Source organism: Bradyrhizobium sp. MI1.7 (assembly GCF_055811795.1).
Genome location: NZ_JBVVPO010000055.1, coordinates 32,751 through 56,686, shown reverse-complemented (window position 1 = coordinate 56,686; position 23,936 = coordinate 32,751). Strand labels below are relative to the sequence as shown.

At 64.1% G+C, this 23,936-nt stretch carries 22 protein-coding genes; 8 read left to right on the top strand and 14 right to left on the bottom strand.

Annotated elements, in window-relative coordinates; all coding sequences use genetic code 11:
• Window positions 1–1,165: 1,165 nt before the first annotated feature.
• The gene (locus tag AC0L3X_RS35055) at window positions 1,166–2,404 is read left to right on the top strand and encodes a hypothetical protein (RefSeq protein ID WP_473317162.1); all 1,239 of its coding nucleotides are present in this window, start codon (window positions 1,166–1,168) and stop codon (window positions 2,402–2,404) included.
• 49 nt (window positions 2,405–2,453) lie between these two features.
• On the opposite strand, the gene AC0L3X_RS35050 is transcribed toward AC0L3X_RS35055, so the two are convergent.
• Together AC0L3X_RS35050 and AC0L3X_RS35045 are read right to left on the bottom strand one after the other, a co-directional pair.
• A complete protein-coding gene (locus AC0L3X_RS35050; protein ID WP_473317161.1) occupies window positions 2,454–3,236 on the bottom strand; it encodes an enoyl-CoA hydratase/isomerase family protein in 783 nt (260 codons plus the stop codon).
• Between the two features lie 129 nt (window positions 3,237–3,365).
• Window positions 3,366–5,456, bottom strand: coding sequence for a molybdopterin oxidoreductase family protein (locus AC0L3X_RS35045; RefSeq protein ID WP_473317160.1), 2,091 nt, complete (start codon window positions 5,454–5,456; stop codon window positions 3,366–3,368).
• A gap of 237 nt (window positions 5,457–5,693) precedes the next feature.
• On the opposite strand from AC0L3X_RS35045, the gene AC0L3X_RS35040 reads away from it, so the two are divergent.
• From AC0L3X_RS35040 to AC0L3X_RS35025, 4 genes are read left to right on the top strand one after another with little or no spacing between them, the layout of a single operon-like run.
• Entirely contained in the window at window positions 5,694–6,665 is a 972-nt protein-coding gene (locus tag AC0L3X_RS35040; protein WP_473317159.1) for a tripartite tricarboxylate transporter substrate binding protein, read from the top strand.
• Between the two features lie 15 nt (window positions 6,666–6,680).
• A complete protein-coding gene (locus AC0L3X_RS35035; RefSeq protein ID WP_063982107.1) occupies window positions 6,681–7,151 on the top strand; it encodes a (2Fe-2S)-binding protein in 471 nt (156 codons plus the stop codon).
• A 2-nt stretch (window positions 7,152–7,153) separates the two neighbouring features.
• On the top strand, window positions 7,154–9,280 hold the full coding sequence (locus AC0L3X_RS35030) for a xanthine dehydrogenase family protein molybdopterin-binding subunit (RefSeq protein ID WP_473317163.1): 2,127 nt from the start codon (window positions 7,154–7,156) through the stop codon (window positions 9,278–9,280).
• Complete coding sequence (locus AC0L3X_RS35025; protein WP_473317158.1) at window positions 9,277–9,975, top strand: molybdate ABC transporter substrate-binding protein; 699 nt, start codon at window positions 9,277–9,279, stop codon at window positions 9,973–9,975. The genes AC0L3X_RS35030 and AC0L3X_RS35025 overlap by 4 nt, the downstream gene beginning before the upstream one ends.
• A 15-nt stretch (window positions 9,976–9,990) precedes the next feature.
• On the opposite strand, the gene AC0L3X_RS35020 is transcribed toward AC0L3X_RS35025, so the two are convergent.
• The 5 genes from AC0L3X_RS35020 to AC0L3X_RS35000 all read right to left on the bottom strand — a co-directional run bounded on the left by AC0L3X_RS35020 (window position 9,991) and on the right by AC0L3X_RS35000 (window position 14,004).
• On the bottom strand, window positions 9,991–10,797 hold the full coding sequence (locus AC0L3X_RS35020; protein WP_247303232.1) for an SDR family NAD(P)-dependent oxidoreductase: 807 nt from the start codon (window positions 10,795–10,797) through the stop codon (window positions 9,991–9,993).
• Window positions 10,798–10,819: 22 nt separating this feature from the next.
• Window positions 10,820–12,112, bottom strand: a complete 1,293-nt coding sequence (locus AC0L3X_RS35015) for a TRAP transporter large permease (RefSeq protein ID WP_028149682.1) — start codon at window positions 12,110–12,112, stop codon at window positions 10,820–10,822.
• Complete coding sequence (locus AC0L3X_RS35010) at window positions 12,103–12,651, bottom strand: TRAP transporter small permease (RefSeq protein WP_354130613.1); 549 nt, start codon at window positions 12,649–12,651, stop codon at window positions 12,103–12,105. Before AC0L3X_RS35010 ends, AC0L3X_RS35015 begins: the two co-directional genes overlap by 10 nt.
• Window positions 12,652–12,851: 200 nt before the next feature.
• Window positions 12,852–13,823 carry a TRAP transporter substrate-binding protein gene (locus AC0L3X_RS35005; protein WP_071911867.1) on the bottom strand — a complete coding sequence of 324 codons (972 nt, stop codon included), beginning with the start codon at window positions 13,821–13,823 and terminating at the stop codon, window positions 12,852–12,854.
• 22 nt (window positions 13,824–13,845) lie between these two features.
• On the bottom strand, window positions 13,846–14,004 hold the full coding sequence (locus AC0L3X_RS35000) for a hypothetical protein (RefSeq protein ID WP_155795055.1): 159 nt from the start codon (window positions 14,002–14,004) through the stop codon (window positions 13,846–13,848).
• Between the two features lie 428 nt (window positions 14,005–14,432).
• Here AC0L3X_RS35000 and AC0L3X_RS34995 point away from each other — a divergent pair, with 428 nt between their 5' ends.
• Complete coding sequence (locus tag AC0L3X_RS34995) at window positions 14,433–15,215, top strand: cyclase family protein (protein ID WP_259256674.1); 783 nt, start codon at window positions 14,433–14,435, stop codon at window positions 15,213–15,215.
• Between the two features lie 4 nt (window positions 15,216–15,219).
• Here AC0L3X_RS34995 and AC0L3X_RS34990 read toward each other — a convergent pair whose 3' ends face one another.
• The 6 genes from AC0L3X_RS34990 to AC0L3X_RS34965 all read right to left on the bottom strand — a co-directional run bounded on the left by AC0L3X_RS34990 (window position 15,220) and on the right by AC0L3X_RS34965 (window position 20,294).
• Window positions 15,220–15,948, bottom strand: a complete 729-nt coding sequence (locus AC0L3X_RS34990; RefSeq protein WP_259256673.1) for a Crp/Fnr family transcriptional regulator — start codon at window positions 15,946–15,948, stop codon at window positions 15,220–15,222.
• A gap of 282 nt (window positions 15,949–16,230) precedes the next feature.
• A complete protein-coding gene (locus AC0L3X_RS34985) occupies window positions 16,231–16,356 on the bottom strand; it encodes a hypothetical protein (protein ID WP_256461316.1) in 126 nt (41 codons plus the stop codon).
• Between the two features lie 83 nt (window positions 16,357–16,439).
• Window positions 16,440–17,153 carry a helix-turn-helix domain-containing protein gene (locus AC0L3X_RS34980; RefSeq protein WP_071911865.1) on the bottom strand — a complete coding sequence of 238 codons (714 nt, stop codon included), beginning with the start codon at window positions 17,151–17,153 and terminating at the stop codon, window positions 16,440–16,442.
• A gap of 127 nt (window positions 17,154–17,280) precedes the next feature.
• Window positions 17,281–18,384, bottom strand: coding sequence for an ABC-type transport auxiliary lipoprotein family protein (locus AC0L3X_RS34975; protein ID WP_354130614.1), 1,104 nt, complete (start codon window positions 18,382–18,384; stop codon window positions 17,281–17,283).
• Between the two features lie 3 nt (window positions 18,385–18,387).
• Window positions 18,388–19,155 (bottom strand): ABC transporter ATP-binding protein, encoded by a 768-nt coding sequence (locus AC0L3X_RS34970; RefSeq protein WP_473317157.1) that lies wholly within the window; start codon window positions 19,153–19,155, stop codon window positions 18,388–18,390.
• Window positions 19,156–19,157: 2 nt separating this feature from the next.
• Complete coding sequence (locus AC0L3X_RS34965; RefSeq protein WP_063982096.1) at window positions 19,158–20,294, bottom strand: ABC transporter permease; 1,137 nt, start codon at window positions 20,292–20,294, stop codon at window positions 19,158–19,160.
• Between the two features lie 176 nt (window positions 20,295–20,470).
• On the opposite strand from AC0L3X_RS34965, the gene AC0L3X_RS34960 reads away from it, so the two are divergent.
• Together AC0L3X_RS34960 and AC0L3X_RS34955 are read left to right on the top strand one after the other, a co-directional pair.
• The gene (locus AC0L3X_RS34960) at window positions 20,471–20,746 is read left to right on the top strand and encodes a hypothetical protein (RefSeq protein WP_063982095.1); all 276 of its coding nucleotides are present in this window, start codon (window positions 20,471–20,473) and stop codon (window positions 20,744–20,746) included.
• Window positions 20,747–21,229 carry a phage holin family protein gene (locus tag AC0L3X_RS34955; RefSeq protein WP_063982094.1) on the top strand — a complete coding sequence of 161 codons (483 nt, stop codon included), beginning with the start codon at window positions 20,747–20,749 and terminating at the stop codon, window positions 21,227–21,229.
• A gap of 9 nt (window positions 21,230–21,238) precedes the next feature.
• Here the strand turns inward: AC0L3X_RS34955 and AC0L3X_RS34950 are convergent, their stop codons facing one another.
• Entirely contained in the window at window positions 21,239–23,932 is a 2,694-nt protein-coding gene (locus AC0L3X_RS34950; RefSeq protein ID WP_473317156.1) for a bifunctional acetate--CoA ligase family protein/GNAT family N-acetyltransferase, read from the bottom strand.
• Window positions 23,933–23,936: the final 4 nt, after the last annotated feature.

The window sequence follows — 23,936 nt, the reverse complement described above, 5'->3', positions numbered from 1 at the left end:
GTCATCGACGACCCCATCCTGCCACGCAGACCGGCGGAAGGGGGCCGTCCACCCCAACACGAGAGCCCGATGCGGCGGAGCCGCACGCGCGCAAGCGGAAGAATCCCCTCAGATTCGAACCAGATGATCTAGATTTTCTCGCGCGCTTGCGCCTGCTCGTCATAGATCCTGATCTGAAGCATGGGAATCGCTTCTTTATATCCTCTCTGCCTGCCCTGGCGCCGTCTCGGTTGCAAATTCGGCCTTGAGTCGTCCATCCACCCCAAGTGCGTAACCAAAGGCCACTAGTGCCTGCAGCCATTCCGGCCTCGCTTTGCAGTAAGATGCTCAGGACCGTTCAGCGCGGTCGAAAGTGACCAGCCGAGCAGCGGTCGAATTGGACCTACTTTGGCAAGAATCGTTCTGATGCAGCGCGCACCTCCAAATTCCGACATCAAAAGCTGTCCCGATATACTTAATGCAGGTTCACCGGCGACCTAGTCGGAAAGGCCATTGATGATGCAGTTCAAGCAGTTGACTGCCTGCTAGCGGTCCCACCGACGACACGCACGAAGAAACTAAGCCATCTCGCGCAAAGGGATCTCAACTTAGTCTGCTCGAGAGCGGCGCGCCAAGGCCGCCTTTTCGCGCGCAAAATCGGCCGATCGCCGCCAAACCGCGCTGCGCAGTAGAGACGAAAACTGCGTCAGCGTAAGAGTTTTCCATGATCCAGTCCGGCTCTAGCTCTACCGACCACAAGCCGAAGGCAATCTAGACCTTTGAGACTGGACGTCGTCCTTCTGCAAATTCAGCTCTTGTTGCACCTAAGCGGTCACGCATCAGTGAGATCAGAACGTCAATCTCCGCCACGCGCTGCGCTGCCCGCTCGCTACCCACCTGCTGGAACGTGGCCCGCGATGATGAGAGCGGACATGGCAGCCGCCTACCTGGACTTTGAAGATACACGCGATCTCGCGCGCGCGATCCACCGAGGAGACGCACCGCCGCCGGTCTGCTGTCGCGGAAAAGGGCGGCTGCGGCAGCCGGTCTGGTCGAAAGCGACCCTGGACCACTTTGCGGCACCTATTGGAACAAGAGATGCCAGCGAACCGGAAGATCTCTTATGCCTAGTATGATATCGCTCGATACAGCACCAAGACTTCCTCGATATTGTCGACGAAAGCTGTTGGCGACCAATCAGGAGGCTTACTATTTTGCACCGCCAACCTGGGCTCGTCGACAAGGCTGCGATTTGGGACCTGAAGCCTTAGGAACCGATTTCACGGCTGCAGTCGAGCGTGTGGAGAAGGTCCTCTTGCCCGCTTTCGATAGTTGGCGCTCGCAAGGCCTCAGTGACGTAGTGCTTGCCTCTCCCGAACCCGGCACCTTCGACTGGCTAGTCGGCGTCTTCCAAGCTCACCAGAAGTGGAACGAAATCGACAGCAGCACTCAGCGTCAGTACAGCAAAAGCCTCGCGCTCTTCGCCAATCATGAGTTGAGAGATGGAAGTCGCGTTGGGTCCAAGCAATTGTCCGATTTCACGAAGGCCTTCGTCGACGCAGTTTATGGAAAGTTACTAATGGTAACGAAAGTGGGTAGCAATGGAGAGGTAGTCGTCCGCGAGCGTCGTCGTTATGCAAATCTGGCCATGGCGTCCTGCCGGCGCGCGTGGTTCGTTGGCCAGCGCGCCCAAGAAAAGATGGTACCGGCGAGCAATCCATTTTCACGGATGGGATTAAGATCACGTGCGCCCGGACGGCCGATACGGCCCACACCGACCGCAACTTGGGATGAACTCGTCGCATTTAGAGCTGCCGCGACAAGGCTCGACTATCGCTCGATCGGAACTGCTGCTTTGTTGTCATGGGAGTGGTTGCAACGAGAGCAGCACGTGTTCGGCGCCTTCGACATTTCGCACTATCGCCCTAGCGAGCGGCCAAATAGCGTCAGGATCGTGCATCCAAAAAATGGAGAGGAGGCCTGGTGGCCGCTGTCAGACGAAACGGGCGCCCCTCTCTTTCCTGAACTTATGGACGAGCTTGACGAGATTAAGAAGACCTCGCTCCCGGGCCTGGTATTCCGACGTGACCATGCGCATCGTCGGTCGGTAATCCCGCTACCATGGATTACCCCACGCAAGGACCTGCGCTATCTGCGTAGTGTGGTCAGGAAGATAATCGCAGAATCGGGCCTTCGTCAGGAACTTTCCTTTACTTCCTTCCGGCACGGAGGGTTCACCGAAGGCGCCGACAGCGATCTCACGGATGCAGAATTGCGCGCCGCCGGCCGTCATAGATCAAGCCGCCAACTGCCCACCTACGCCAAACGCACCGGCAAGCAATTAATTAGGGCCACAAAGAAGCGTCGCGAGGAGCGGACAAGGTCACTCCTTGTTCGACAAAACGCCAATCGTCCCTCGGAATGAGGCCGCATCGGGCGACCGCAGCATCTAACGCATGTGCTGAAATGATCACCTATTTTCCTGTCCACAACGGCCGACGCTTCTCGCTGAACGCCTTCAGGCCTTCCTTCGCGTCCTCCGTCATTGCGAGCAGCGCGATCTGGCTTTCGGTGTAGGCGATGCTCTCGTCGAACGACATCGAGGCGATGGCGCGCATGGCGTATTTGCCGCGGCGGATCGCGGTCGGGGACTTGTCGATGATGCGGCCGATCAGCCAATCAACTTTGGCATCGAGCTCGGCCGTCGGCACGACGTAGTTGAGCAGGCCCGCATCCTTCGCGGCCTTTGCGTCGAACGGCTCGCCGGTGAGCGCCCATTCGTTGACGAGGCGTCGCGGCGCGATCTCCTGCAGCAGGCTCAGCACCTGCATCGGGAACACGCCGACCTTCACCTCGGGCAGGCCGAAGATGACGTGATCGGCGGCAATCGCCATGTCGGTCATGCACAACAGGCCCATGCCGCCGGCCATGCAGACGCCGCCCACGCGCGCAATCGCCGGCTTCGTCGCGTTCTGCGACAGGCGCAGCAGATCGGCGTAGTCGACATTCGGCTTGGAATGGTCCATCGCGAAAGCTGCGCCGGAATTCTGCAAGTCGGCACCGGCGCAGAACGCCTTGTCGCCTGCCCCCGTCAGCACGATGACGCGGACGTCCTTGTCGTCATGCGCGTCGCGATACCCTTTGGTGATGCCGGCGATGACCTCGCCGTTCAGCGCGTTGCGTTTCTCCGGCCGGTTGATGGTGATCCAGAACGCCTGCCCACGCTTTTCGGTGATGATTGCTGTGGTGTCGGTCATGGTACCCTCGCTTCCTTGCTCCCGTTTGCAGCCATTTGCGGCAGCTCGGGCGGCAGGCGCAAGGGCAATCTGCGACGAGGTCTTGCTTTAGCGCCTCGACACAAATTGGCGGGCGAGCGAAGCGTGCGCTCAGGCCGAGACCGTTTTCCTGATCCAGACCTTGTTGTCGTGGAATGCAGCTCCCCCGATCGGCGCGATCGTATCGGCTCCAGTCAGCACGTTGATGCCGCGGCCGCCGATATGATTCTTGTTCGGGTGAACGGATTCCGCGATCAGCACGCCGCGCCGCACGCCGTCGAACAGCGTTGCGAGCAGCGTGGTCTCGCCGCGGGTATTGCCGAGCGTCACGGCGTCGCCGTCGGCGATATCGAGCGCAGCCGCATCCAGCGGATGAATCATCACGCTGGCTTTACCCTCGCGCGCCTGCGAGGACGGCGTCTCGTTGAAGGTGGTGTTGAGGAAGCTGCGCGAGGGGCTGGTGGCAAGCCGGAACGGATGGGCCTGATCAGTATGCTCGATCACCGCCCAATGGTCCGGCAACGACGGCATCTTGTCGAAATCGCCCATCGTCTGGCCGAACGGCGGATGCGCCCAATCGGCCTTGAAATGGAATTTCTTGTCGGCATGAGCAAAGCCGTCGAGATAATGCGAGGTCCGGAAGTCCGGTTGCAGGTCGCGCCAGATGTCGGCTTCGAGACCAGCGATATCGCCGTGGTTGCTGAGCTTCAGCGTCGCGTCGATCAATTCGCGCGGCGTCATCTCGAAGCCCGGATGCTTCGCGCCAAGCCGCGGCGCCAGCGCCTGCATGACCTGATGGTTGGAGCGGCATTCGCCGGGCGGGTCGATCAGCTTCGGCCCGACCGAGATGTGCTGGTGGCCGCCGCCGTAATAGAGATCGTCATGCTCCATGAACATGGTCGCCGGCAGCACGATGTCGGCCATCTCGGCCGTCTCGGTCATGAACTGCTCGTGCACCGCCACGAACAGATCCTCGCGCGCAAACCCCTGACGCACCAGCGCCTGCTCCGGTGCCACCGTCATCGGATTGGTGTTCTGAATCAGCATCGCCTTGATCGGCCCCTTGCCGAGCAAGGCCTCGGCATCGCCGGTGAGGATGCGGCCGATCTGCGACTGGTCGAGCGCGCGCGTGGCCTTGTCGATCGCGTCGTGGCCCTCGATGAGGGATTCATTGAAGTGCCACAGCGCGTAATTGTTGAAGAAGGCGCCACCGCCTTCATATTGCCAGGCGCCGGTCACCGCGGGAATGCAGTTCGCGGCATGCATCTGCGTAGCGCCGTTGCGCGAGCGGGTGAATCCGTAGCCGAGCCGGAAGAAGGTCCGCTTGGTCTCGCCGACCAGTTTCGCAAAGGCCTCGATCTCGGACACCGGCACGCCCGAGATCGCGGACGCCCACTCCGGCGTGCGCGTCTTCAGATGCGCCTCGAGCTCGGCGGGGCAATCCGTGTACTTGTCCAAATAGGCACGGTCGGCGTAACCATCGCGGAACAGGACATGCATCACGCCGCACGCGAAGGCGCCGTCGGTGCCGGGCCGCAGGATGATCTTGATGTCAGCCTGCTTCATTGTCTCGTTGTCGTAGATGTCGACCGCCGCGATCTTGGCGCCGCGCTCCTTGCGCGCACGCGCGGCGTGCGTCATCACATTGACCTGCGTGTTGACCGGGTTGGTGCCCCAGATCACGACGAGGTCGGAGAGCGCCATCTCGCGCGGATCGACGCCGGCAATCTTGCCGGTGCCGATCGCGAACCCGATGCGCCCGACATTGGCGCAGATGGTCTGATAGAAGCGCGAATATTTCTTCACATGCGTGAGGCGATTGAGGCCGTCGCGCATCACCAGCCCCATCGTGCCGGCGTAGTAATAAGGCCAGATCGATTCCGCGCCGTACTCGCGCTCGGCCTTGTTGAAGCGATCCGCGATCTCGTCCAGCGCCTCGTCCCAGGAGATCCGCGCGAACTGCCCGGAGCCCTTCGGCCCGGTGCGGCGCATCGGATACATCAGCCGCTCGGGGTGATGGATGCGCTCGGCGTAGCGGGCGACCTTGGCGCAGACGACGCCAGCCGTGTAGGTCTGCTTTTTCGAACCTCGGACGCGGCCAATGCTGCGGCCTTCGACCACCTCGATATCGAGCGCGCAGGCCGAGGGGCAGTCGTGCGGACAGGTCGAATGGCGGATTTCGATCTTGGCGTGCTGGTTCATGTCCAAATTGGTAACACCAAATGACCTGCCAGCCGAGGGCATTTATCCGGCAATGCCCATGCGATTTGCTCAAATCGCACGCGCCAACGGTTCCTGCCGCGACTGCGAAATGAGGCGCCACCACACCGAAAACAGCGCGATATTCCCGGCACAATCGGCTTTGTGAGGCGTCGACAGTCCGCATCCCCTGCCGCTACAGTGCCGGCCAACAAGAACGATATCAGGGAGGTAGCCGTGATGGCCCGACGATTCATGCTGGCGCTGGCGGCCGGGCTCCTCGCCGCATTCTCCGCGGCCCCCTCCCTAGCGCAAGATTATCCCAACCACGCGGTCCGGATCGTTGTCCCCTTCGGCGCCGGCGGGCCGGCGGACGTCGCGGCCCGGCTGATCGGCAACGTGCTCCAGGAGAGCTTTGGCCAGCCCTTCGTGGTCGAGAACCGCACCGGCGCGGGCGGCGTCATCGGCACGGTCGAAGCGGCGAAGTCGCCGGCCGACGGCTACACGCTGCTGATGATGTCCAACACCCAGACCGCGAATGAATCCCTATTGACGCCGGACAAGCGCAAATACGAGCTGATGCGCGACCTCGCGCCGATCGCGCCGGTGAACTACTCCGACCTCGTCATCGTGGTGAACCCGCAGGTTGCGGCGAAGACGCTGCAGGAGTTCATCGCGCTCGCCAAATCGCAGCCGGGCAAGCTGAACTACGCCTCCTCCGGCCAGGGCACACCCTATCACATGGCCGGCGAGCTGTTCAAAGCGATGGCCGGCATCGATGTGGTCCACGTGCCCTACCGCAACAGCGGCGAGGCGCGCAGCGGCGTGATCGGTGGACAGGTGCAGATGATGATCGACGCCGTGCCGGCGATGGCGCCGAATATTGGCGAGAACCAGGTCCGCGCGCTCGCGATCACCGGCAAGGAGCGCTCGGCCGTGCTGCCGAACGTGCCGACCGCTGGCGAAGCCGGCGTAGCAGGCTATGAGGCGACGATCTGGCTTGGCCTAATGGCCCCGGCCGGCACGCCGAAGCCTATCATCGACAAGCTCAATGCCGCCGTGAACGCAATGGTGAAGCGACCGGACATCGTAAAGCTCTGGACCGAGCAGGGTGCCGTACCCATGTCCATGACGCCGGAGGAATTCGAAAAATTCCTTCGCGGCGATATCGAGAAATGGGCCGATGTCGTCAAGAAGTTCGACAAGTCCTGAGGCCGTAGAGCGATCATGCCGACCATTCAATTTCAGCTCAACGGCGCGGCCATAGCCGTGGATGCCGATCCCGACCAGACGCTGCTCGATGTGCTGCGCGGCCGGCTCGGCGTCACCGGTCCGCATTTCGGCTGCGGGGCCGGTGAGTGCGGGGCCTGTCACGTCATGGTCGGCGACCGCGCGATGGCCTCCTGCGACATGCCGATGTGGTCGGTGGCGGACAAGGACGTCGTCACGGTGGAGGGCCTCGGCACGGCCGAGCAGCCGCATCCGCTGCAACGCGCCTTCGTCTCCGAGCAGGCGATGCAATGCGGTTACTGCGTATCGGGAATCCTCATCAGCGCGGCAGCGCTGCTGAAGCGCAACCCCTCGCCGACGGAGACCGAGGTCAGAGCCGCGCTCGATCGCAATCTGTGCCGCTGCGGATCGCACAATCGCATGGTCCGCGCCGTGCTGCGCGCGGCAGCGGAGACGGCGACGTCATGAGTATGCCCTCCCCCGTCCCGAAACTGCCGGTTAGCCTCGCGGCCAATCCAAAGCTGTCGTCCTGGGTGCGGTTTAGCGGCGAAGGCGGTGTCGCAATCTCGCCCGGCAAGGTCGAGATCGGCCAGGGCATCGTCACGGCGCTGGCGCAGATCGCCGCAGACGAGCTCGACGTCGATATCGGCAGGATCGAGCTGATCCGCGCCTCGACGGCGGCCAGCCCGAACGAGGGTGTCACCTCGGGCAGTCTTTCGGTCCAGCAGTCCGGCCGCGCGCTGCGACACGTCTGCGCCGAGGTGCGCCAGCGCTTCCTCGCAGCCGCATCGGAGCGTCTCGGCGTCGATGCGGCGCTGCTCGATGTCGATGACGGCACGATCTCGGGTCCCGGCAACGTCAGGACCAGCTATTGGGAGCTGGCTGGCGACGTCTCGCTCGACCGCGACGCCACCGCGGGCGCCGTCGCGAAGCCCGCTGCCACACGCGATGTCGCCGGACATTCGGTCCAGCGGGTCGACATTCCCGACAAGGTGTTTGCGCGACCGCGCTTCATTCACGATTGTGCATTGCCGGACCTGGTGCACGGCCGCGTGCTGCGGCCTGACATCTCGGGTGCCAGGCTGATCGCGCTCGACGAGACGGCGGCGCGCGTCGTTCCCGGCCTCGTCGCGATCGTCCGCGACGGCGGCTTTGCCGGCGTGGTTGCCGATAGCGAGGCTTCGGCGGAAGCCGCACTGAAAGCCTTGCGCAAGGGCGCAACCTGGTCGGCCGGCGAGCCGTTGCCCGACGAAGACGATCTCGCGAGCTTTCTGAAGAGCCAGCCGGTCGAAACCACCGTCATCGACACCAGAGCAGCGTCAACGACGAAGAAAGCTGCGCGCACCCTCCGCCGGCAATACACCCGTCCCTACATCGCACACGCCTCGATCGCGCCGTCCTGCGCCATGGCGCAATGGGACGGCGAGCGTGTCCATGTCTGGACACACAGCCAGGGCGTCTATCTGCTGCGCGCCGATCTTGCGATCGTGCTCGAGCTGCCGGCCGAGAACATCGTCGTCGAGCATATGGAGGGGGCCGGCTGCTACGGGCACAATGCGGCCGACGACGTCGCGCTCGATGCCGTGTTGCTGGCGAAAGCCGCCGGCGGCCGCCCGGTGCGGGTGCAGTGGTCGCGCCATGACGAGATGTCTCATGCGCCGTTTGGCGCAGCGATGGCCATCGAGATCGAGGCCGACCTCGATGCGAACAGCGAGATCGTCGGCTGGCGCCATGCGATCTGGAGCAACGGTCACGCCGCCCGGCCGGGACGCGCGGCACAGCCGGCGCTGCTTGCGGCGACCGAGATCGCGACCCCCTACCCGCGCATGATCTCGACGAATCCACCGGCCGCCAATGGCGGGGGCGGCGACCGCAACTCCGTTCCACTCTACGACCTTCCGGCCTGGACCATCACGAGCCACCGGCTGCTGACGATGCCGGTGCGCACGTCGGCACTGCGGACCCTGGGCGGGCAAGGCAATGTGTTCGCGATCGAATCCATACTCGACGAGATCGCGGTCCTGCGCGGCGAGGACCCGATCGCGTTCCGCCTGCGTCATCTCCGCGACGAGCGCGCCAGCGACGTCATTCGCGCCGCGGCACGGCGCGCGCAGTGGAAACCGCAAAAACAGTCTGGCATCGGCCACGGCGTCGGCTTCGCTCGCTACAAGAACACGGGCGCCTATTGCGCCGCGATCGCCGAGATCGAAGGCACCGACGACATTCGCGTCCGGCGGTTGACACTTGCGGTCGACGTCGGCGAGGCCATCAATCCGGACGGCGTCATCAACCAGATCGAGGGCGGTGCGATCCAGGCCACGAGCTGGGTGCTGAGGGAGCGCGTGCGCTTCGATCGCACGCACATCACGTCGACATCCTGGACGGACTATCCGATCCTGACCTTCAGCGAGGTGCCGGCGGTGGATGTCGAAATCATCCAGCGGCCGGAGATCGAGCCGGTCGGCGCCGGTGAGGCCGCGCACGGTCCCGTGGCGGCGGCGATCGCCAATGCGGTCTACGATTGCCTCGGCGTGCGCGTACGCGACCTGCCGATCACGCGCGACAGGATCATCGCAGCCATGGAGCTTGCATCGTGACGACAGTGACCATTTTGAGCGGCGGCGCGGCGCAAGGCCTGGTGCGCGGCCTCAACGAGCCCTTCAAGGTGCAGACCGGCCTCAGTATCGACGGCGAGTTCGGCGCGGTCGGCATCATGGCCGACAAGCTGCGCGCCAGCACCCCGGCGGATCTCGTGATCCTGACGCAGGCGCTCCTTGCGAAGCTCGCCGCGGAGAAGCTCGTCGTCCCCTCCTCGATCGCAGATATCGGCCGGGTCGAGACCGCGCTGGCGGTCCGCAACCGCGATCCGAAAGTCACGGTGAAGACTGAAGCCGATCTCCGCGAGGTGCTGCGATCCGCGGATGCCATCTACGTTCCGGACACCAAAGCCTCGACCGCGGGACAGCATGTCGCAAAAGTGCTGGATCAGCTTGGGATCGCTTATGAGGTCGCATCGCGTCTCAAGATCTTTCCGAACGGCGCGACCGCGATGCGCGAGCTTGCTGCATCCACCGCAACCCGGCCGATCGGATGCACCCAGGCGACCGAGATCATCGCGACCGACGGCATCGCGCTGTCGGGGTCGCTGCCGCCGGGCTGCGAACTGGTGACGATGTACACGGCCGGCGTCACGGCGCGGGCCGCACACCCGAAGGAGGCGGCCGCGCTGATCGCACTGCTGACCGGCGCAGACCGGAAGGAGCTGCGCCGGAGCATGGGCTTTACCGGCTAGGTGCCGACGGCCGCCTTATTTGTGCAGCTGGGTGAGACCGGTCGGCGGCCCGTCGACCGCGGTCCAGCCGCCATCGACGAACAGCGTGCTGCCGCTGACATAGCTCGCGGCATCCGAAGCGAGGTAGGCGACCGCCGTCGCGACCTCGTCGGCGCTGCTCCAGCGGTTGAACACGGTGTGGCCGGCGTAGAGATTGTAGATGTCGGGCCGCTGCTTGAACGGGCCGGTCAGCGCGGTCTCGGCAATGCTCGGCGCGATCGCGTTGACGCGGACGCCAGCGTGGCCGACCTCTGAAGCAAAACCCTTCACCAGCAGGCCGATCGCCGCCTTGGTCGAGCCATAGACGCCAAGACCGGGCTCGATGGTCACCGCGCGCACCGAGGAGCAGGCGATGATGCTGCCGCCTTTCTGCTCGACCATGATGCGGCCGAAGGCCTGGAAGAACCAGACGGTGCCCTTGATGTTGAGGTTGAGGACGCGGTCGAGATCCTCCTCGGTGTAGTCGAGGATGGTCTTGCGGATGTTGAGCCCGGGCGTCGTCACGGCGATGTCGAGCCGCGAGAATTTCTGCATGACGATCTTGGCGAGCGCATTGACGTCCGCAGCACTCGCGGCGTCGCAGCTAGCTGCTTCCGCCCAGCCGCCCTTGTCGCGAATTCCGGCTGCCGTCGCCTCGGCGGCGTCAAGCGCACGATCTGCGCAAACGACGCGGGCGCCGAGCCCGGCCAGCGCCTCGGCCGACGATTTGCCGATGCCCGAGGCGGCGCCGAGCACCACGGCGGTCTTGCCGGTGAGATCGAAGAGCTTGCGATAGTCAGTCACGAACGGATTCTCCCTGTTGCTGCTATCCCTTGTAGCCCATCAGCAGGCGGGGCAGCCACAGCGAGAACGCGGGGACGTAGGTCACGAACATCAGAGCTGCGATCAGGGCGGCATAGAACGGCAGGATGGTGCGCATCACCGCGCCAACCGAGATGCCGCCGATAGCGCAGCCGACGAATTGCGTCGTTCCGACCGGCGGGGTGTTCAGCCCCAGCGCGCAGTTGATCAGCATCAGCATGCCGAACTGCACTGGGTCCATACCGGCCTTCATCGCGATCGGCAGGAAGATCGGGGTGCAGATCAGGATGGTCGCCGCCATGTCCATGAAGGTGCCGAGCACGAACAGGATGACGTTGATGAGCAGGAAGATGACCCAGGGCTGCGAGGACACCTTGCTCATCAAGTCGCCGGCGAAGTCGGCCACCTCGTAGAGTCCCATCAAATACTGGAACATGGTGGAGACGCCGATCAGCAGCAGCACCACGCCTGTCGTCTTCACGGCCTTGGCGGCAGCCCGCAGGAAGTTCGGCAAGGTCATCGTGCGGTAGATGAAGAACGTCAGCAGGATCGTGTAGGTGACCGCGACGGCAGCGGACTCAGTTGCGGTGAAGACACCGGACAGGATGCCCGCCAGGATGATGCCGACGATCAGCAGACCGGGCAGCGCGGCCGCGAACGAGCGGAAAACCTCGGCCCAGCCCGGGAACTTGCCGGCCGGATAGCCGCGCTTCACCGCGACCGCGTAGGCGGCGACCAGCATGCACACCATCAGCACGATCGCCGGCAGAAGTCCGGCGGCGATCAGCGCGCCGATCGAGACCTTGCCGCCCGCGGCGAGCGCATAGATGATCATGTTGTGGCTGGTCGGCATGAGCGCCCCCACCAGGGAGGCATGGGTGGTGACGTTGACGGCGTAGTCGGTATCGAACCCTTCCTTTTTCATCATCGGGATCATCACCGCGCCCATCGCCGACACGTCGGCCACGGGCGAGCCGGAGACGCCGCCGAACAGCGTGCAGGCGACCACGTTCGACATGCCGAGCCCGCCGCGGATGTGCCCAACGAGATTTTTGGCGAGCTGCACGATCTTGTCGGCGACCCCGCCATGCAGCATCAGCTCACCGCTGAAGACGAAGAACGGAATGGCGAGGAAGGAGAAGATGTTCATCCCCGACATCATCTGCTGGAAGATGACTGCGACCGGCAGGCCTTCGTAGAGGATGGTGCAGATCGCGGAGAGACCGATCGCGAAGGCGACGGGTACGCCGAGGATCAGGAAGCCGAAGAAGGTCGCGCCCAGAATGATCAGTTCCATGAGGGGACGACCTCTTCGCCGCGCAGGAGCGCAATGATGTGCTCGATTGAAAAGGAGACGATCAGGACGCCGGAGGCGATCAGCGGGACGTAGCGGATGACCTCGGGGAGCCCGAGATTGGGGATCTTCACGGTTCCGACCGACGCTCCGAGGATCCAGCCGTTGTAGGCCATCGCAATGCCGAACACGGCCACCAGAACGTGGATCACGAGCTCGATCTTCTCTCGCAGATGATCCGGAAGCATCACCAGCAAACTGTCCATGCCGATGTGTCCAGCGTCGCGAACGCCGACGGCGGCGCCGATCAGCGTGACATACAGGATCAGGACCAGCGCAAGGTTCTCCGTCCAGGTCGGGCTGGAATTGAGCACGTAACGTCCGAACACCTGGTAGAACACGATGGTGACGATGATGAGCAGGCCGGTCACGGACAGATACATGCCGAGGCGGGCAACGACGGCATTGATCCGCGACAGCAAGCCGGTCGACGGTCGGCCGGTTACCTCCTGCTCGTGGCTTGCGACATGTGGGTCTGTCATCGGCGTCTCCTTGCGGGGGGGGGGGGGGGGGGGGGGGGGGGGGGGCGGCGGCCGGCGGGGGGGGGGGGGGGGGGGGGGGGGGGGGGGGGGGGGGGGGGGGGGGGGGGGGGGGGCGGGGGGGGGGGGGGCGGCGGGGGGGGGGGGGGGGGGGGGGGCCCGCCCCGCGCCGCCCCCCCCCCCCCCCCCCCGACGCTGTGGCCCTACTTCGTGTCCTGGATACGCTTGACCAGGCCCTTCAGCTTCTCGTCGCCGGCGAACTTGTCGTACACCGGCTTCATCGCATCGACGAATTCCGCCTTGTTGGCGATCGTTACGACCTGCACGCCGGCCGCCTCGACGGTCTTGCGGGAGGCCTGCTCACGCTCGTCCCAGAGCTTGCGCATGACGGGCACCGATTCCTTGGCCGCCTTGCGGACCATCGCCTGATCCTCCTTGCTCAACGTGTCCCAGACCGTCTTGGACATCACGAGAACTTCCGGCGCGAGCGAGTGCTCGGTGACGTTGTAGAACTTGGCGGCCTCGAAGTGACGCGAGGATTCGTAGGACGGCCAGTTGTTCTCGGCGGCGTCCACGAGGCCGGTCTTGAGCGCGGTATAGACCTCGCCATACGGCATCGGTGTCGGGTTGGCGCCGAGGCTCTGGATCATGCCGACCCAGAGGTCGGACTGCTGGACGCGGATCTTCAGGCCCTTGAGGTCGGCGAGCGATTTGACCGGCGCCTTGACGGTGTAAATGGACCGGGCGCCGCTGTCGTAATAGGCAAGGCCGATCAGGCCCGCGGGCGCCATGGACGCCAGGATTTCGTCGCCGATCGGACCATCGAGAACCGTGCGCATGTGCTGCGTGTCCCGGAACACGAAGGGCAGGCACAACGCGATGGTCTCGGGCACGAAGTTGTTCAGCGGCGATGCGTTGATCCGCATCATGTCGAGCGCGCCGATCTTCAGCTGCTCGATGGTGTCCTTCTCCGAGCCCAGGGCTCCGTTGGGAAACACCTTCACACCGAGCTTGCCGCCGCTCGCGGCTGCGAGCTGCTTGCCCATGAACTTGACGGCTTCGACGGTCGGATAATCGGCGGGGTGGATGTCGGCCGAGCGGAAATCGCGTGCGGTCGCCAGCGGCGCTGAGACCGCCAGTACGGCGGCTGCGATGATGCCGGTGAGTGTCTTCATCTGGGGCTTCCTCCTGAGTTAATTATGTCGTTGTCGGGCCGATGCTGCAGGCCGCCTTGGGTCGCTCCACTTCAGGTGTAAAGTCAAGCGTTGCAAACGCACCACCTTGGTAGGATTGCGCGGCGGAGTCGAGCGGATTTGACTGGTGAATGATCACGGCGAGGAAAGGTGCGAGCTTCATCGCGCCCTCTCCGGCGGGGACTGGCGCGGCAGGTGCCGGCTTCCCTTTAATCCCGCCTCGCCGTCGGCCAATGCCGGACGCGAGGTGACGATGCTCGTCATATCCATGGACGTTCCTCTGGTTTTAGAATCGACCGCTATTGGTTGCGGCTTGGAGGTGCAGACGTGACGGTCGCCCCATCCTTGTGCGATGCGCGCTGGTCAGCGCGATGTCGCCAACGTCGTCCCTAGGGCGGGCGGCATTCTGAGTCCAAGCCAAATCCGGCATCGATCAATGCTGGAGTTGCATCGATCGATCATGCATCACTTCGAGGGCGCGATCGGCGAATGCCCCGTTTTTCCGAAATCGCCTGCACTGGGGCGTTACTTGACGCCACAGGGAGAGCCCGCCCAAGATGCGCCGAAACGGAACATCGCGAGGAAATGCCCATGCCGCGGAAGCTGATCGATATTTCCGTGCCGCTCGGAAACGACGTGACGGCCGATCCGCCGGGCAATCACCCGACGATCCAATATATTGATCACCAGCAGGGCTTGCCCCGCATGCTGCAGTTCTTCGACGGCCTCAAGGCGGAGGATTTGCCGGATGGCCAGGGCTGGGCGGTCGAGCAGGTCTCGCTGTCCACCCACAACGGCACGCATCTCGACGCGCCCTGGCACTTCCACCCGACCATGAATCGCGGCGAGCGGTCATGGACGATCGACGAGGTGCCGCTCGAATGGTGCCTGCAGCCCGGCGTGAAGCTCGACTTCCGCCACCTGGCCAATGGGTACGTGGTGACTGCCGACGATGTCGAGAAGGAGCTGAAACGGATCGGGCACACGCTGTCGCCGCTGGAGATCGTGGTCGTCAATACCAGCGCCGGCGCCAAATTCGGCCAGGCCGATTACGTCAACTCCGGCTGCGGCATGGGCTATGAGGCCACCATGTACCTGCTCGAACGCGGCGTGCGGCTGACCGGCACCGACGGCTGGAGCTGGGACGCGCCGTTCGTCTACACCGCGAAGAAATATGCCGAAACAAAAGATGCCGGCCTGATCTGGGAAGGTCACAAGGCGGGACGACACATCGGCTATTGCCATCTCGAGAAGCTGCACAATCTCGACAAGCTGCCGTCGACCGGATTCACGGTCTCATGCTTCCCGGTGAAGATCGAGCGAGCGTCCGCAGGGTGGACCCGAGCGGTCGCCATCGTCGACAATCAGGTCTGAGGCCTCACTCGCCGTTGAGGCCGCTCTCGGCGAGGTCGTGCAGCGCATCGGTATCCAGCACGACGATGGCGCCGTGCTCGAGACGAACCCAGTTGCGGCCGGCCCAGGCGCGCAATTGCTTGTTGATGCTCTCGCGCGTCATCCCCACCATCTCGCTGATCTCCTGCTGCGTGATGGCGAGCGTGCCGCTGCCGGAGTCGAACTTGCGCTCTTCGGTGAGACCGAGCAGCGCGCTCGCAAGCCGGCCCGGCAGATTTTGCAGGATCACCTGCTCGACCTGCTGGCTGGTCCAGCGCAGGCGCGCGCAAAGCAGCTCGATGAACTTCATCGCCAGCGCCGGCTGGCTCTTCACGAATGGCAGGAAGTCGCGACGGTCGATGATGTAGAGTTCGCAATTGGTGTTGGCAGTCGCGTCGGCCGAGCGCGGCGCGCCGTCGAGAACCGCGATCTCGCCAAAGATTTCTCCAGGACCGATCAGATTGAGAATAGCGTTCCTTCCATCCGGCGAAGAAGAGGAAATCTTCACTGTTCCCGTGATCACCGCGAACAGGTTGTTGCCGGGATCGCCCTTGGCGGCGATGGTCGCACCGCGCTTCACCGTGGTGTGCTTGGCGTAGCGGCAGAGTTGATCGAGCGCATCTGGCTCCAGATCCGCGAAGATCGGGTGCTTGCGCAGGACCGATAATTTGTTACCCGCCGCTTGTCGGGGGTCGCCGGTCTTGTCCTGAGGCACGCCGCTCGGCTCCTAAGACTGCGAGGCACTGGAGTTCCTGCGTAGTCAACGTTAGCAGGCTTTTCAACCGGAAAGCATATGCACGGTTTGAGCCAAATACGGCGAAAATGCCGCGGTCGGGCGCCAAGGCGGCATCCGGGGGATGAGCCAATGTGTCCCGGTCGATGCAGAGTTGCAGCTATCGCGCGCACCATTGCGTTGAGGCGCTGCCGAACGGCCGCGAGCTGGCCGTGGAAGCCTCCGCGGCAAGCACGGTAAAACGCGATTGTGATCTCGGGACCGTCAGTGCTTGGCGTCCGAATCGGGCCGACCTGCGCTGGTTTGCCGGTCTGCCCATGCCAAGGCCCCGGCGAATGTGACAAAAACGACCACGACAGCGATCGTCACCAGCAGTGCGTCAGTCGGCATGATGCCCTCCCCTGTTATTTTGGGCATTATTGGCGGCGCACGACCGCCGTCATTGATTGGGATCAAAATTGGCGAGCGCCGGATCAGGCCGCAGCCAAGGCCTCGACCTTCGCCGGATCGAGCAGGCTGATGCCGCCATGAACGATCTCGATCACCCCATGTCGCTCCAGCTTGGTGAAGGTGCGACTGACGGTTTCGATGGTCAGGCCGAGATAATCGGCAATGTCCTGACGACTCATCGGCAGCTGAACAGTGTCCGACGCCCCCTTCAGCGAGAATAGCCGCTCGCGCCAGGCGAGCAGAAACGTCGCGACTTTCTCGTCCGCCGATCGGCGGCCGAGCAGGACCATGTGGTCGCGCGCCTGGCTCAACTCGCGAATCGCCAGCTCGTTGATCCGCCTGAGGAGATGCGGCCGGCTCTCGACGAAGCGGCCGAAAGGCGCCTTCGCGAACTGGCACACGGTGACGCCACCGATCGCATCCGCCGAAAAATTGTGACGGCCGGAAATATTCATCCCCAGGAAATCGCCTGGTAACGCAAATCCCACGATCTGTCGCCGGCCGTCGGGCAACAGCTTGTAGAGCCGCATGACGCCGTCGAGGAGATTGTAGAACGAGGTCGTGCTGTCCTCCTCGGAAAAGACGGTCTCGCCCCCGTCAAAGAGGACGCGGCGCCCCAGATGCTCGAATTCCCTGAGCTCGGCCGGGTCCAGCGACGAGCACACCGCGAAGTCGCGGACCGCACAATCGCTACAAAAATGCCCGTTCGGCTCGATCGTCACCACGGAAGCCTTCATCTACCGCTCCAAGCACCGGCTGCCCCGCATCAGGCCGAGCCCACCGCGCGGGCTGCATTTTACTGCACTGCGCCAAAGCCGATTGACCCAGATCAATTTTGGCGGGCATGGCCGTCTTGTGCTGTTGCTAGACCGCCTGCACCGTCCAGCCGATCAGCTCCTTTGCAATGCGGGCGAAAGCTGTGTCGAACGCTGCGACCGCTGCGGCCGGCTCGACCTTGTCAAGCTTCTCGCTGGTCTCGACGAGGCGCGACGCCACCACCTTGCCGTTCTTGTCGACGATGCGTGCCGACAGTCCAATCTCGACCCGAGCCTCGCCTTCCGTGGCGATCCGGAAGCGCCTGATGTCGATCAGAAGCTGGTAGTCCGCCTGGCCGAGATCGCTCGTGCGTAAGGGCGCGTGGGCGATGTCGTAATTCTCAAAACTGTCGATCAGCCGCGCCTGCACCAGCTTCGGAATGCTGTCGGCCCAGAGGAATTCGGCAAAGCCCGGATTATCCCCGCTGGGTGCAAACAACATGCGCTGGGTCTGGAGCATCGCGACCGCGGTCGGCTCGGGAATCGCCAGTGACGCCGAAAGCGTCTTGCCGGCCGGCCCAAGATTCTGCGGCGTGCGCAGGTCATAGGTGATCTTCTGCGCCGGCGTCCCGCCGCCGGTCATCTTTTCCAGGCCTGCCAGAATACCGTCGATCTTGCCGGTGTTGCGCGCGAGCCCGTCGGAGAATATCTTGAGGTTCGCGATAGTGTCCTTCAGCGGACCGGAATTGTCCTCCAGCACGGTGTCGACCCGTCGCAGCGCATCGCGCGCAGCCTGCGTCATGCTCTGGCCTGCACCGGCATCGGCGACCAGGGTCACGGGCTCGCCGGCCTTGGCAACGATCATGCCGCCCTCCAGCGTCACCACCGGCACGCCGGTCAGCCCCTGGAAATCCAGCCCGACCTTGGTGTCGGTACGCACGGGTGTCGTCGAGGCAACCGAGATCGTCGCATTGACGAAGCGCGGATTATCCGGCGCGAGGCCGATCTGCGTCACCTCGCCGACCCGGATGCCGTTGAACAGCACACCGGCACCGACCAGCAGACCCGGCACCGGACCCTGGAATTGCACATGATAGTTCGCGCGCGGCCCGATGCCGCCCGTGTTGTTCAGCCAATAGACGAAGCCGAACACCGCAAGGATAGCGGCCAGCACGAAGCTGCCGATCAGCACGTAGGGAGCCCGGGTTTCCATGTCTCATCTCATCTCGTGTTGCAGCATCTGCGAGCGCTTGCCGTGGAAATAGGCGCGCACCCAGGGATGCTCGGATTGCAGCAAATCGCGCATCGGACCGATCGCCACGATCTTGCCGTCGGCGAGCGCGGCGACGCGGTCGCAGACCGTGGTGAGGCTCGCAAGATCATGGGTGACCATGAACACGGTGAGGCCGAGGGTCTTCTGCAGCGTCCCGATCAGCGCGTCAAAATCGCCGGCGGCGATCGGGTCGAGACCGGAGGTCGGCTCGTCCAGGAACAGGATCGGCGGATCGAGCGCGAGTGCGCGGGCCAGCGCCACGCGTTTGGTCATGCCGCCCGAGAGCTCGGACGGATATTTGTCGGCGTCCTGCGCCCGCAGCCCGACCATCTCGAGCTTGGCGATCGCGATCTCGTCCATCAGCTCTTGCGACAACACCAGATTTTCGCGCAACGGAAACTGGACGTTCTGCCGGACCGTCAGCGAGGAGAACAGCGCACCCTGCTGGAAAAGGATGCCCCATGTCGTGGCTGCGCCCTCCTTGCGACCGCCGACGGGCTGTCCCATCACGTCGATGGTGCCGGCCTGGCGTGGGATCAGGCCGATGATGGTGCGCATCAACACCGACTTGCCGCCGCCGGACGCACCGACGAGCCCTAGGATTTCGCCCCGGCGGACGTCGAGCGAGAGATGATCGAGCACGGTCTGGCGGCCAAAGCCGACCACGAGGTCGCGGACGCGGATCGCGAACTCCTCTTGCGACTGCTCCATCGTCACATTCCGATCGAGGCAAAGAAGATCGCGAAGAGGCCGTCGAGAACGATCACCAGGAAGATCGACTTCACCACTGACGTCGTGGTTTGCCGCCCCAGCGACTCGGCGCTGCCCTTCACGCGCAATCCTTCGCTGCAGGCGACGATCCCGATCACCAGAGCCATGAAGGGCGCCTTCAGGATGCCGACCTCGAAATGGGTGACGGAGATGGCCTCATGCAGCCGCGCGATATAGATCGCCGGCGCCATGCCGCCGTAGAATTGCGCGACCAGCCCTCCGCCATAAAGCGCCGCAACTGCCCCAATGAACGCGAGGATCGGCAGCGCGATAACGAGGGCTGCTACTCGCGGCAGTATCAGGACATGGACGGGATCGAGGCCCATGGTCGAGAGCGCGTCGATCTCCTCGCGCATCTTCATCGAGCCGAGCTCGGCGGTGTACGCGCTCCCCGACCGGCCGGCGACCATGATGGCGACGATCAGCACACCCAGCTCGCGCAGCACCAGGATTCCGACCATGTCGACAGTGTAGGACTCCGCACCGAACCTGCGGAAATGAAAGAACCCCTGCTGGGCGATGATGGCACCGATCAGGAAGGTAATGAGAACGACAATCGGAATGGCCTGCCAGCCGATCCGGTAGAGCTGATAGACAAGCGATGTCAGCCGCAGCGAGCGTGGCCGGCGCAGCACGCCGATCACGGCGATGAACAATGCACCCAGCATTTGAAGAAAGATCGTGACGTCTTCGCGCGCGCCAACCGTGGATTTGCCGAGATCGCTGAGCCTGAGCAGAACCGGGTTTGGCGCGGCCGCAGCCGCCGGGGTGTGACGGTTGACCTGACGCACCTCATCCATCAAGCCGCTGAAATGATCGGCAACGCCGACGAATTCGGCCGATCTGCCGGATGATGCGGCCCGTCGCGACAGCTTCTCCAACACCCAGGCGCCGAGCGTGTCGAGCGCGCTGACGCCAGACATGTCCAGCGTCACGGCGCTGGATCGATCGACATCGGCCCCGACCGAACGGGACAGCGTTTCGAGCGCCGACACGTTGGCTGCCGTCCACGGCCCTTCCGGGCGCAATTTCAGCACATCGCCGGAGGGCGTTGCCAGCAACAGCGGTTCGGAGTTCACGCTTCCACCTCATCGGGACAATTGGTCCCCATTCAGCCGCCACTTCTAGGCCAGCATGTGGCGGCCGGGTTGACCTGTCTCAAGACCAGGACCGCGCTTCGTCCCTTGACGCAAATCAAGCGCGGCCGCGCCACCGGGCCTTAGGGTCGTTTCCATTCAAGGGAGTTCTCAAATCCATGTTCAACAGCGACAGGATGAGCGAAGAACTGCGAGCGTTGAAGGTTGACGTCACGCGTCTGCTGAGCACCGCAGGCGAAGAGATGTTCGACAGCTCGAAAGACCGGGCCGAGGCTCTGGCCGATCAGATCAAGGCTGCGCTTGCCGAGCTCGGAGAAACCGTCAGCGACGAGCAGGAGCAGCTTCAGCGCCTCATTGCGGAACGCCCGGTCACGTCGCTGGCCTCGGCTTTCGCGCTCGGCGTGGTCGTCGGCGTCATGCTGAGGAGACACTAGGTGAACACGGAGAATGTCGTCAAACATCTGCGCGTGCTGTGGCGCATCGACAGGATCATCGCGGACATCAGGCTGCGCCATCTGTTGATCGGTCTCGGCCTGCGGGCCTTCGCGGCCCTGATCGCGACATTCGGGCTCCTGATGCTGGAGCTGTCGGCCTATTTCGCCCTGGTCCAGATCTGGAGCGCAATTGCGGCGGCCGCCATCCTCGGCACCGTCAATTTCGCCATCGCGGCGATTCTCCTCATCGTTGCCGGCCGTCCTCCATCCGGCCGCGACATCGAGCTCGCCAATGAAATTCACGGCGCATCTATCGAAGCCTTGCAGCTCGAGGCGCGGGCGCTCCAAGCCCAGGTGTCAGGCGCGGTCCATCATCCGCTCAGCACGATTGTGCCGGTGCTGGTGCCGCTGATCGCGATCATCGTCAAGAGTCTGCGGAAAACGGCCACGGAATCCGCCGCATCGCGCGAAGCGCACTCGTGATCGGAACGCTCAGAGCTTGAGCCTGACGTCACAGAGGTCGGGCTCGGTCGAATCCGGCTTCACGTCGAAGCCGAGCTGGCGGCACATCTCAAGCATTGTGGTGTTCTCCCTGAGAACATCACCCGAGATGGTCTTCAGCCCCTCCGACCTCGCATAGTCGATGATCAACTGCATCAACGCCCATCCGAGCCCCCTGCCCTTGAGGTCCGACCGCAGCAGGATCGCATATTCGCCGCTCTCATAGACCGAGTCCGAATGGAGCCGGACCACGCCGACCATCTCGCCGGTCGCTTCGTCGAATGCGATGAAGGCCATTGCGCGCGCATAGTCGAGCTGGGTCAGGCGCGCGATGAACTCGTGGGTGAACTCCTTCATCGGCGCGAAGAAGCGCAGGCGGAGGTCGTGCGCCGTGACGTGACGCAGGAATTCGTGGATGGTCGGCTCGTCCTCGGGACGCAAGGGCCGTACGAAGATGCGCCAGTCGTCCTTGAGCGCCAGGCGGCGCTCCCACTGCGACGGATAGGCCCGGACGGCGAAGTTGGCCGGGCCGGAGCCGGCGAATTTGCGCTGCGGCGGCCCCACCGCGACGCGGGCGTCGACCGCAGTCACGCCGGTCTCGTCCGCAAGCAGTGGGTTGATGTCGAATTCACGGATCTCGGGAATGTCAGCGGCCATCTGGGCGAGCTTGACCAACACCAGCGCGACGGCGTCCGGCTCGACCGCGGGTACGTCGCGATAGGCCTTCAGCAGCCGTGATACGCGCGTGCGGCCGATCAGGTCGCGGGCGAGCTGCAGATCAAGCGGCGGAAGCGCCAGTGCCTTGTCGTTGATGATCTCGACCGCCGTCCCGCCCCGGCCGAAGACGACGACGGTGCCAAAGGTGGGATCGTCGGCAAGACCCAGGATCAGCTCACGCGCCTTCGCCTTGACGACCATCGCCTGCACGATGACGCCCTCGATGCGGGCTTCGGGACGGAGCTTCCTCGCCCGCGCGAGAATGTCGGTGGCAGCCGCGCGCACGGCCTCCGGCGTGGTCAGATTGAGGACGACGCCGCCGACGTCCGATTTGTGGACAATGTCGCGCGACATGATCTTCAGCACGACCGTGACGCCTTGCGCGAACATCTCGCTGGCGTAGGCGACGGCCTGCTCGACATCGGTCGCAGCACGAGTCGGTACCATCGCGATATCATAGGCTCCGAGCAGGTGCTTGATCTCGACGGGATCGAGCCATTTGCGGCCGTCCGCGATCGCAGCGGCGACGATCTGCCTGGCAGCCCGGGCGTCAGGCACGAACGTGTCGGGCATCGCGGGAGGAACCTGGCTCAGCTCCTCTACGACCTCGCGATGCCTCACGAGATGCATGAAGCCGCGCACCGCATCATCTTCGGTCGGATAATTCGGAATGCCCGCGCCGGAGAGCGCCTGAATGATGTTCTGATCGGCTCCGACCCAAGCCGCCAGCACGGGCTTCGCCCATCGGCGCTGCTTCTCGCGATATTTGCCGACGAGCTCGGTCACGGTCGCGGCGATGTCGGCCGCCGGGGCGATCGCGGTCTGCACGTTGAGGACGAGGACGGCATCATTATCAGGGTCCGCGAGCAGCACCTCCAGTGCGGCCGCGTAGCGCGATGCATCGGCATCACCGACGATGTCGACGGGATTCGAACCGGACCAGGTCGGCGGCAGCACCGCATCGAGGCTCTTGCGCGTCGCGGCCGAGATGGACGCCGGGATTCCACCAAGGTCCACCAACCGATCCACGGCCAGGACACCGATGCCGCCGCCATTGGTGAGGATGGCGAGACGCTTTCCCGCCGGCGGTTCAACGCGACCGAGCGTCTCGGCGCAATCGAACAGCTCGCGCAGATCGGAGACCCGCAGGACGCCCGCACGGCGGAACGCGGCGTCATAGACGGCGTCGGCGCCGGCGAGCGCGCCGGTATGGGTTGCCGCCGCTTTGGCACCCTGCGCCATGCGGCCGGACTTCACCACGACGACCGGCTTGACGCGCGCCGCGGCCCGTGCCGCCGACATGAACTTGCGCGCGTCCTTGATGGCTTCGATGTAAAGCAGGATCGCGCGGGTCTTGGGATCCATCGCGAAATGATCGAGCAGGTCGGCAATATCGACATCGATCTGATCGCCGATCGTGACAATGCCGGAGAACCCAACGCCGCGCTGCGCAGCCCAATCCACCATTCCGGCCGCGATCGCGCCGGATTGCGAGATCAGCGCGAGGTTGCCCGCCCCCGGCATGTGCGCGGCAAAGCTTGCATTGAGGCTGACGCCCGGCATCATGATGCCGAGGCAGTTCGGCCCAATCAGCCGCATGCCGTATTTGCGTGCAGCAGCGATCGCGGCCTCGTGCAGGGATCCCGGTCCGTGACCGAGGCCCGCCGAGACGATCAGCGCGCCGGCCGAGCCGCGACGTCCGGCCTGGTCAATGATGCCGGGAACCTCCCGCGCCGGCGCGGTGATGACCACGAGCTCGGGCACGAAGTCCAGCCTGTCCAGACTGCCCACCGCAGCGATGCCGCCGATCTCGGCATGGCGCGGATTGACGAGGCCGAACCGACCCTTGAACTCGGCTTTGTGAATGTTCTCGAGAACGGCGCGTCCGACCGAGACCGGGCGGGCGCTCGCGCCGACGAGCGCAACCGAACGCGGCGACAGCAGATTCTTCAAGCGATAGGTTGACATGAAA